We start from the raw sequence: 9,604 nt of genomic DNA, 5'->3' as shown, positions 1-9,604 counted from the left end.
GTGGAGCGGGAAGGCGAGGTCGGAGCCGCCGCCCTGGATGTCGAAGCCCATGCCGAGGTGGTCGAGGGCGATGGCCACGCACTCGATGTGCCAGCCGGGCCGTCCGCGCCCGAGCGATCCACCGTCCCAGCTCGGCTCGCCCTCACGGGCCGCCATCCACAGCATCGGGTCGAGCGGGTTCTTCTTGCCCGGCCGGTCCGGGTCACCGCCGCGCTCGGCGGACAGCAGCCGCATCGCCGCGGCGTCGAGGTTCGAGACCTTGCCGAAGTGCGGGTCGGACTCGACGGAGAAGTAGACGTCCCCCTCCAGTTCGTAGGCCGCGCCGGCGTCCCGGAGCCGCTCGACGAGCGGGACGATCCCGGGTATGGCCTCGACGGCGCCTATGTACTGCCGCGGCGGCAGCATCCGCAGGGCCGTCATGTCCTCGCGGAAGAGCACCGTCTCCTTCTCGGCGAGGGCGGCCCAGTCGACGCCGTCGCGCTGGGCCCGCTCCAGGAGGGGGTCATCGACGTCGGTGACGTTCTGGACGTAGTGAACCTGCCGCTTGGTGTCGAGCCACACGCGCTGCACGAGGTCGAACGCGTTGTAGGTCGCCGCGTGTCCCAGGTGCGTGGCGTCGTACGGGGTGATGCCACAGACATAGATACGGGCGACGGGACCGGGGTCGAGGGTGACGAGGCCGCCGGTCGCGGTGTCGTGGATCCTCAGGTCGCGGCCCTGACCAGGCAGGGCGGGGACCTCGGAAGCGGGCCAGGCATGCATGCCATGAGCCTAACCGGACTGAAGTTCCATATACGAATGGGAGCGGGCCGGACGACCGAGAAGGCGCTCTTGCGGTGTTCCGGGTGCCTGTGCTGCTACACGGGGGGCCAGGGGATCGCCGGCCACTGGCCGCTCGGCTCCGGGTGGGTCCCCGAGGCGAGCAGGGCGCCGACCCTCGCGCGGGTGGAGTCGATCTCGGCGCCGGTGATCAGCGGTTCGAGCCGTGCGGCGAGCGGACCGCCCTCGGCCAGGCCCTTCCTGAGGCCCTCGAGGACGTCGACGGCCTCCTCGGTGAGAGCCTCCCCCGCCCAGCCCCACAGCAGGGTCCGCAGTTTGTTCTCGGCGTTGAAGGTGACCCCGTGGTCGATGCCGTACAGCCGTCCTTCTCCGGTGGGCAGCAGGTGCCCGCCCTTGCGGTCGGCGTTGTTGATGACCGCGTCGAGGACCGCGAGACGCCGCAGCCGTTCGTCGTCGGCGTGCACGAGCAGCGCGGTGCGTCCCTCGCCGACCTCGGCGAAGCCGATCGCCTTCCAGCCCGGCTCGGGTTCCTCGCCGTCGACCAGGGCGAGCAGTTCCGCCTCGGGCGCCACCTCGACCCACAGCTGGCACATGCCCTCGCCGTAGGGTCCGTCGCGCAGCACGGTGGGCGGCACGAGGCCCCAGCCGGTGGCCTGCGAGACCTCGTACGCGGCGACCTCGCGCTGGGCCAGCGTCCCGTCGGGGAAGTCCCACAGCGGCCGCTCCCCGGCGACCGGCTTGTAGATGCAGGCCGCGTCCTCGCCGTCGTACGACACCGTGCAGTACAGGGCGGCGTTGGAGGCCTCACGGATGCGTCCGCGAACGGTCAGTTCGCCGCGGGCGAGCAGCCCGGCGGCGTCAGGTGGAGGCGTCACGCTCCGCGGCGGTATCCGTTCTGGCGCGGACATACGTGTCCTTCCGGGTCGAGCGGGAGGCTGCACAGCGGGCACGGCGGCCGCCCGGCGTTGACGACGTCGAGGGCGCGCTTGGCGAAGGCCCTGGCCTGCGTGCCGGTGAGCCGGACCCGCAGCATCGGCGGCCCGTTCTCCTCGTCCTGGAGCAGCCGCTCCTCGGCCTCGGCGAGGTCCTCCTCGGATTCCGCGTCGAGCTCCACGAGCGCCTGCGCCTCGACGATCATGAGCTGCTCGTCGCCGTCCCAGGCGAGCGCCATGGTGCCGACCCGGAACTCCTCCTCGATGGGGGTGTCCAGCGGGGCGGTGTCGGTGTCCGACGGTGCGACGGCGGGGACGTGGGCGCTGCCGCCGCTACGGCGTACGACCTCGTCGAGCAGTTCGTCCATGCGTTCGGCGAGCGCTGCGACCTGCGTCTTCTCCAGGGCCACGCTGGTCACCCGGGAGCCTGCGGTGGCCTGGAGGAAGAACGAACGGCGCCCGGGCAGTCCGACCGTACCGGCCACGAAACGCTCCGGATGGTCGTAGAGGAACACCTGACGGGACACGTCCTGTCTCCATTGGGATCGTGGGAACCGTGTGACCACGGCACTGCTGCGACCGCTTCACCCTACTGCGGCGAACGATCACGGTGCGCCCGCACCACCCCCGACTTCGGCCTCACCGCCCGGCGGTTCCTCACGCGGTGCCAGGGACGTGAAGTCGCCCGTGTCACCGAGCCGGACGAGAAACGGCCGCAGTCGTGTGTAGCGGATTGCGGTGATGGAACACGGTTCAACGGAAATCCGCTGGAAGAGGTCCAGGTGAAGTCCGAGTGCGTCGGCGACGAGCGACTTGATGATGTCGCCGTGCGAGCACATGAGGTAGACGGCGTCGGCGCCGTGGTCGCGCTCCACGCGCGCGTTCCACTCGCGCACGGCCTCGGCGGCGCGCGTCTGCATGGCCCGCATGGACTCCCCGCCGGGGAACGCCGCCGCGGACGGATGGGCCTGCACCACCTCCATCAGGGGCTCGTCCTTGAGTTCGGCGAGCTTGCGTCCGGACCAGTCGCCGTAGTGGCACTCTCCGATGCGCTCGTCGGTGTGCGGGCTCAGTTCCGGCCGGGCCTCCAGCAGCGGCCGGAGCGTTTCCTGACAGCGCTGGAGCGGACTGGTGACGATTTCGGCGAGGGGCAGTTCGGCCAGCCGCCCGGGGAGTGCGGCGGCCTGCGCGGCGCCGCGCTCGTCGAGGGTGACACCGGGCGTCCAGCCGGCGAGCAGTCCCTCGGTGTTGGCGGTGGAGCGTCCGTGCCTGACCAGGATCAGCGTGGGCATGCGCTCCAGCGTAGGCGCACGCACGCGTGCGGTGTCGTTCGAGTGACGGGAGACTCGCTTCGTGATCGTCGACTGTGCCATCTACCGCGACGGACAGCGGGCGGAAGGGCCCGAGGACCTCTCCGACGCCCTGGGTGAGGCCCGCACGGCGGGCGGGTTCGTGTGGATCGGGCTGCACGAGCCGGCGGAGGACGAGTTCGACCATGTGAGCCGGGAGTTCGGGCTGCACCCGCTGGCGGTCGAGGACGCCCTCAAGGCCCACCAGCGGCCCAAGCTGGAGGTGTACGACGACTCGCTCTTCGTGGTGCTCAAGCCGGTGGCGTACGAGCCGCAGAGCGACACCGTCTCCTCCGGAGAGATCATGATCTTCCTGGGCGACTCGTTCGTGGTGACCGTCCGGCACGGCGAGGGCGCCCCGCTCAAGGCCGTACGGCACCGGCTGGAACACGAGCCGGAGCTGCTCGGCAAAGGTCCGACGGCCGTGCTGTACGCGGTCGCCGACGCGACCGTCGACCACTACCTGGACGTGGCGACCGAGTTGCAGACCGACCTGGAGGGTCTGGAGGCGGAGGTGTTCTCGCCGGACGGCGGAGGCTCACGGAACACGGCGTCCCGGATCTACGACTTCAAGCGGCAGGTCCTGGAGTTCCGCCGGGCGACCGGACCGCTGGCCCCGCCGATGAGCCGGCTGGCGGGGACGGCGTCGACCGGGGTGGCCGTGCCGTTCGTGGACGACCGAGCCCGGCCGTTCTTCCGCGACGTCAGCGACCACCTGACGCGCGTGAACGACTCCGTGGAGAACCTGGACCGGCTGGTGTCGGACATCCTCTCGGCGCACCTGGCGCAGATGAGCGTCCGGCAGAACGACGACATGCGGAAGATCTCCGCGTGGGCGGCCATGGCCGCGATCCCCACGATGCTCGCGGGGATCTACGGCATGAATTTCGAGCACATGCCCGAGCTGCGCTGGGTCTGGTCCTATCCCGCGCTGATCGCGCTGATGGCCGTCCTGGAGATGATGGTCTTCCGGCTGTTCAAGCGCCGAGGGTGGTTGTAGTCGGGCCGGCTCAGGCGAACTCGGGCTCCGGGGTCGCGGGACCGCCGAGGGCGTTGCGGCGCTCGGGCGGCGTCAGCGACACCATGCGGCGCCAGCCACCCATGCGTTCGTAGGTGTACGCCGCGTGGATGCCCGCCGCGAGCACGGCCGACTTGGCCTTGGACCAGCCGAGGACGCGGCCCATGTGTGCCATCACGGCGAGGCTGACGTCGCGGTAGATCCGGATCTCGGCCAGCGCGCACTCGCGCAGGGTGCGCTGGATGGCCCGGCCGTGGCCCGCGTGGGCGAAGCGCAGCAGCTCCTCGTGGCAGTAGGCGAGGTGGTTGTCCTCGTCGTTGGAGATCTGCCTGACCGCGCGGCCGATGTCCGGGTGGTCGGCGAAGTGCTTGCGGAGCAGGACCATCTGATCGGTGGCGCGCTGCTCGGTGACCCTGCTGTGCGAGAGGTAGGTGACGATGTCCTGGACCGTGAGCCGCTCGTCGCGGTTCAGCTTCTCGTGCGCGAGGCCGATGCCGCTCTTCTCCAGGAGCATGGTGTAGTCGGTCTCCGGCGGGACCGGGACTGGGTCGAGGCCGCGCTTCTTCATCAGGGCGTTGAAGATCCGGCCGTGCTTGTCCTCGTCGGCGCCGTGCCGGCTGATCTTGGGGGCCAGTTCGCGCTCGGCCTCGGGTACGAGCGCGGCGATACGGGCGTTCTCCCAGCCGCCCTGGGACTCGCCGCTCGCGGCGATGGAGCAGAACAGGGCGAAGGACTCGTCGTTGTCGAGGATCTCCTGGAACAGACTCCTGGCCGAAAGCATCGTGGGCACCTCTCCCGCGCGCGTGGGCGTACTGCGGCATTGCCGCAGGGTTCCGCGAACAACGAGTCAAATGCGGGCCGAGGGGTGCCGCAACAGGTGTGAGGGACAACTCCGCCGAATGGAGGACGCGGGAGGAGGCGTGCCGGGCCGGGGGCGCTGTGCCGTAACCACAGGGGGCCCCACGCGTTGTTCCGCGTGACGGCCGTGGCGGGGAAGACCCCCGAAGCCCCCACCACGGCCGCGGAAACCTCTAGGCGAGTCCGGCGCGCTCCAGGGCCTCCGTCCCGGCCCTCAGGGACGCGAGCCGCTCGTCGAGCGTGAAGCCCGCCGGCGCGAGGGACAGGGTGGTGACCCCGGCGGCGGCGTAGGCCTTCATCCGGTCCGCGATCCGGTCCACGGAACCGAGCAGGGTCGTCTTGTCGATCAGGTCGTGCGGTACGGCGGCCGCGGCGCCCTGCTTGTCACCGGAGAGGTACTTGCTCTGGATCTCGGCGGCTTCCTTCTCGTAGCCCATGCGCCGGGCGAGCTGGTTGTAGAAGTTCTGCTTGGGGCTGCCCATGCCGCCGACGTACAGCGCGGTGTACGGGCGGAAGGTGTCCGCGAGCGTGGCCACGTCCTTGTCGTCGCCGACGGCGAGCGGCAGGGTCGGGCAGACGTCGAACCCGTCGAGGGTCTTGCCGGCCTTCTCACGCCCGGCGCGCAGGTACGTGATCGTCGTGTCCTCGAGGTGCTCTGCGGACGGGAAGATCAGCAGCGCGCCGTCGGCGATCTCGCCGGTCTGCTCGAGGTTCTTCGGGCCGATCGCGGCGATGTACAGCGGGATGTGCTCGCGCTGCGGGTGCACGGTCAGCTTGATCGGCTTGCCCGGGCCGCCGGGCAGGGGCAGCGTCCAGTGCTGCCCCTCGTAGGACAGGCGCTCGCGGGTCATGGCCTTGCGGACGATCTCGACGTACTCGCGGGTGCGGGCGAGCGGCTTGTCGAACTTGACGCCGTACCAGCCCTCGGAGACCTGCGGGCCTGAGACGCCGAGGCCGAGGCGGAAGCGGCCGCCGGAGAGGGAGTCGAGGGTGGCGGCGGTCATGGCCGTCATCGCGGGCTGGCGGGCCGGGATCTGGAAGATGGCGGAGCCGACGTCGATGCGCTCGGTCTGGGCGGCGACCCAGCTCAGTACGGTGGCGGCGTCGGAGCCGTAGGCCTCGGCGGCCCAGCAGACGGTGTAGCCGAGCCGGTCGGCCTCCTGGGCGACGGCCAGGTTGTCCGCGTCCATTCCGGCACCCCAGTAGCCGAGGTTGATACCGAGCTGCATGCCGAATCCCCTTACTGATCAGTAACGTGCCTTGTGCGGAGACCTTAGCGCGGCGCCGGGTGCGAGGTACACGACCGTGGCCGGTCCGAAATCCATCGTCCACGGCCACCCACACCGTAGGTTCTGGCCAGTAATCTCGGCGTTCATGGAGCAGAGGCATCTCGGCCGCACCGGCCTTCGTGTGTCCCGGATCGGACTCGGCACCCTGACCTGGGGTCGGGACACCGACGAGCATGACGCCGCGGACCTCATGAAGACGTTCTGGGAAGCGGGCGGGACCCTCGTCGACACCGCGGACGTGTACGGCGACGGTGAGGCCGAGTACCTCCTCGGCAGGCTCATGGACGGCCTGGTGCCGCGCCGTGACCTGGTCATCTCGACCAAGGCCGGCAGTGTGCCGGACCCGGACCGCCGCTTCGACGGCTCCCGCGGTCATCTGCTCTCCGCGCTGGACGGCTCGCTCGCGCGGCTCGGCACCGAATACGTCGACCTGTGGCACGTGCACGCCTACGACCCGGACACCCCGCTGGAGGAGACCCTCCAGGCCCTCGACCTGGCCGTCTCCAGCGGGCGTGCCCGCTATGCCGCCGTCTCCAACTTCTGCGGCTGGCAGCTGGCCAGGGCCGCGACCTGGCAGCTGGCGGCTCCCGGCGCCCGGACCCGGGTGGCCGGCACTCAGCTGGAGTACTCCCTGCTCCAGCGCGGTGTCGAGCGTGAGGTGCTGCCGGCCGCGCTGGACCTGGGCATAGGCGTGCTGCCGTCCTCGCCGCTCGGGCGCGGGGTGCTGACGGGCAAGTACCGGGGCGACACGACGCCGCCGGACTCGCGCGGTGCGTCGGTGCATCTCGCACCCTTCGTCGCGCCGTACCTCGACGACACGGCGAGCCGCATCGTGGACGCCGTGGCGACCGCGCCCTCCTGCGCTACGCGGCCCTCACCCTGCTCGCCCGCCCCGCCGACCGCGCCCTGCACGGCGGCGCCCTCGCCCTCCTCGTCCAGGACCCCCACACCCGGGCCCGCTACCTCCCCCGGGCTCTGGAGCACTTCGCGGCGGGCGACCCGCGGTTCTCACCGGACGCACTGGCCGGAGCCCTCCTGACCGATCCCGAGCCGGTCCTCGGAGCCTTCGCGGCCCGGCTGGAGCGGCCCGACGCGGAGGAGGCGCTGCGGGCACTCGCCGACGCCACCCCACCCGGCCTGGCCCGCTGGGTCGCCACGCTGGTGTGCCGGGCGACGCAGCTGCGGCCGGAACTCGCCGGGCAGGTGGCCGCGTACGCGGATCAGCGGCTCGACCGGGGCCCCGCCGCCCGGCCCGTGTTCCTGCCGCTGGTCACCGGCCTGCTGGAGGACGGCCCGGTGCGGCTGCGCTGCGCCCTCGCCGGCGTCCTCAGCCCGTCCGGCGTCCCCGCCTCGCACCCGCTGCGCCACGAACTGCGCGAGGCGCTCCTCGTCCGGGAGCACGACACCGATGTCCTCGACGCGCTGCTGAACGCCGCCGCCCGCAACGGCGGCGACGACCTGCGCGACCTCGTCCACCGCATCGGAGTGCTCCTCGTGCGCACCCCGGAGGGCGCCACGCGCTTCGACCGCGCCCTGGTCGACCTGGGCCGGCGCGTGCCCGGCTTCGCCACCCGCGCGGCCGCCTGGCTGGCCGACGCGCCCGAGGAGTGGACGGCCCTGGTCGGGCCCAGCTCCCACCGGATGATCGAAAACCTGGCGGACGCGGGCGTCCCTGCGTGACGACCGCCCGGGCGCCGACTCGGCGTACGGTGTCGTGCGCCCTGTCACAGCCCCCATGCCGATGCTGGCAGGAGGCACCCGGCATGGCACCCTTAGACCTGCGCACGAGGCAACCACGAACAACGACCGGACGCGAGTTCGACGAGCTTTCGACAAGGAGCAGGCACAGTGCAGCGCTGGCGTGGCTTGGAGGACATCCCCCAGGACTGGGGGCGCAGCGTCGTCACCATCGGCTCCTACGACGGAGTGCACCGCGGGCACCAGCTGATCATCCGGCATGCCGTGGACCGTGCCCGGGAGCTGGGCGTGCCCGCCGTCGTCGTCACCTTCGACCCGCACCCCAGCGAGGTCGTCCGCCCGGGCAGCCACCCTCCGCTGCTCGCCCCGCACCACCGCCGCGCCGAACTCATGGCCGAACTGGGCGTGGACGCGGTGCTCATCCTCCCCTTCACGACCGAGTTCTCGAAGCTGTCCCCGGCCGACTTCGTCGTCAAGGTCCTGGTCGACAAGCTGCACGCCAAGGCGGTCGTCGAGGGCCCCAACTTCCGCTTCGGCCACAAGGCCGCCGGGAACGTGGAGTTCCTGTCCACGCAGGGCAAGACCTACGACTTCGAGGTCGAGATCGTCGACCTGTACGTGACCGGTGAGGCGGGCGGCGGCGAGCCGTTCTCCTCCACGCTGACGCGGCGGCTGGTCGCCGAGGGTGACGTCCAGGGCGCGGCGGAGATCCTGGGCCGCCCGCACCGGGTCGAGGGCATCGTCGTCCGTGGCGCCCAGCGCGGGCGCGAACTGGGCTTCCCGACCGCCAACGTCGAGACGCTGCCGCACACGGCCATCCCGGCCGACGGGGTGTACGCCGGCTGGCTGCACGCCCAGGGGGAAGCGATGCCGGCGGCGATCTCCGTGGGGACGAATCCGCAGTTCGAGGGGACCGAGCGCACGGTTGAGGCGTACGCCATCGACCGGGTGGGGCTCGATCTGTACGGGTTGCATGTCGCGGTCGACTTCCTGGCGTTCGTGCGGGGGCAGGCCAGGTTCGACACGCTGGACGCGCTGCTGGAGCAGATGGCCGAGGACGTCAAGCGCTGCCGGGAGCTGGTGGCGGCGGCCGAGCGGTCCGCCTGACCCGCTGGCGCATCCGCCGGCTCGCTACGCGCTCGCGGCCTCGTCCGGGTGGAGGGCGTCAAGGATGAGGGTGAGACCGAAGGTGAACTCGTCGGCGTAGTCGTAGCCGGGCTTGAGGACGTGCTCGGTGGCCAGTTCGGTGAGGTGGGGATAGGTGTCGGGGGGCATGTCGCGCACGATGGCGCCCGCCACCTCGTCCAGCTCGGCGGCGCCTCTGAACGGCAGGCTCAGTTCCTGGAGCACGAACCCGTACAGATAGCTGTCGATCAGCGAGACGGCGTGTGCGGCCATCGGGACGGAGAACCCTCCGGTGCGCAGCGTTCCGATCACGGCGTCGTGATGGCGCAGGGTCGCCGGGCCCGGCTGGGAGCGGGAGTCCATGAGGCCGACGGCCCACGGGTGGCGCCGCAGGACGGCGCGGGCGGAGTCCGCGCGGTGGCGCAGGGCGCTCTTCCAGTCCGTGTCGCGCGGCGGTAGGTCGATCTCGCCGAACACCACGTCCACCATGCCGCCGAGGACGTCTTCCCGGCCCGCGACGTGGTAGTAGAGCGACATCGCCTCGACGCCGAGTGG

The 9,604-nt window shown here is 71.4% G+C and carries 8 protein-coding genes and 3 pseudogenes; 4 read left to right on the top strand and 7 right to left on the bottom strand.

The features are described 5' to 3' along the window. The 4 genes and pseudogenes from ABZ281_RS23120 to ABZ281_RS23105 all read right to left on the bottom strand — a co-directional run. A pseudogene (locus tag ABZ281_RS23120) lies at positions 1–762 on the bottom strand (cysteine--1-D-myo-inosityl 2-amino-2-deoxy-alpha-D-glucopyranoside ligase); the annotation flags it as partial. Positions 763–857: 95 nt separating this feature from the next. After that, positions 858–1,688, bottom strand: a complete 831-nt coding sequence (locus ABZ281_RS23115; RefSeq protein ID WP_356658237.1) for an SCO1664 family protein — start codon at positions 1,686–1,688, stop codon at positions 858–860. Further along, the gene (locus ABZ281_RS23110) at positions 1,652–2,239 is read right to left on the bottom strand and encodes a DUF3090 domain-containing protein (protein WP_031103749.1); all 588 of its coding nucleotides are present in this window, start codon (positions 2,237–2,239) and stop codon (positions 1,652–1,654) included. Before ABZ281_RS23110 ends, ABZ281_RS23115 begins: the two co-directional genes overlap by 37 nt. Before the next feature lie 78 nt (positions 2,240–2,317). After that, positions 2,318–3,004 (bottom strand): histidine phosphatase family protein, encoded by a 687-nt coding sequence (locus ABZ281_RS23105; protein WP_356658235.1) that lies wholly within the window; start codon positions 3,002–3,004, stop codon positions 2,318–2,320. A gap of 61 nt (positions 3,005–3,065) precedes the next feature. On the opposite strand from ABZ281_RS23105, the gene corA reads away from it, so the two are divergent. Beyond that, positions 3,066–4,061 (top strand): magnesium/cobalt transporter CorA, encoded by a 996-nt coding sequence (gene corA, locus ABZ281_RS23100; RefSeq protein WP_356658233.1) that lies wholly within the window; start codon positions 3,066–3,068, stop codon positions 4,059–4,061. A 10-nt stretch (positions 4,062–4,071) separates the two neighbouring features. Here corA and ABZ281_RS23095 read toward each other — a convergent pair whose 3' ends face one another. Then, the gene (locus ABZ281_RS23095) at positions 4,072–4,860 is read right to left on the bottom strand and encodes a ferritin-like domain-containing protein (RefSeq protein ID WP_356658231.1); all 789 of its coding nucleotides are present in this window, start codon (positions 4,858–4,860) and stop codon (positions 4,072–4,074) included. A 250-nt stretch (positions 4,861–5,110) separates the two neighbouring features. Then, positions 5,111–6,166, bottom strand: coding sequence for an LLM class F420-dependent oxidoreductase (locus tag ABZ281_RS23090; protein WP_356658229.1), 1,056 nt, complete (start codon positions 6,164–6,166; stop codon positions 5,111–5,113). A 145-nt stretch (positions 6,167–6,311) separates the two neighbouring features. On the opposite strand from ABZ281_RS23090, the pseudogene ABZ281_RS23085 reads away from it, so the two are divergent. The 3 genes and pseudogenes from ABZ281_RS23085 to ABZ281_RS23075 all read left to right on the top strand — a co-directional run. Then, positions 6,312–7,079 (top strand): annotated as a pseudogene (locus ABZ281_RS23085) (aldo/keto reductase); the annotation flags it as partial. Then, a pseudogene (locus ABZ281_RS23080) lies at positions 7,073–7,906 on the top strand (serine protease); the annotation flags it as partial. The pseudogenes ABZ281_RS23085 and ABZ281_RS23080, both read left to right, overlap by 7 nt. Positions 7,907–8,074: 168 nt before the next feature. After that, on the top strand, positions 8,075–9,031 hold the full coding sequence (locus tag ABZ281_RS23075) for a bifunctional riboflavin kinase/FAD synthetase (protein WP_356658227.1): 957 nt from the start codon (positions 8,075–8,077) through the stop codon (positions 9,029–9,031). A gap of 24 nt (positions 9,032–9,055) precedes the next feature. On the opposite strand, the gene ABZ281_RS23070 is transcribed toward ABZ281_RS23075, so the two are convergent. Then, the coding region (locus ABZ281_RS23070; RefSeq protein WP_356658225.1) for a TetR/AcrR family transcriptional regulator C-terminal domain-containing protein at positions 9,056–9,604 on the bottom strand (549 nt) is incomplete at its 5' end.

The sequence above is a fragment of the Streptomyces sp. NPDC006265 genome (genome assembly GCF_040613555.1).
GTDB lineage: Bacteria > Actinomycetota > Actinomycetes > Streptomycetales > Streptomycetaceae > Streptomyces.
This window is presented reverse-complemented; position numbering and strand designations above follow the sequence as displayed.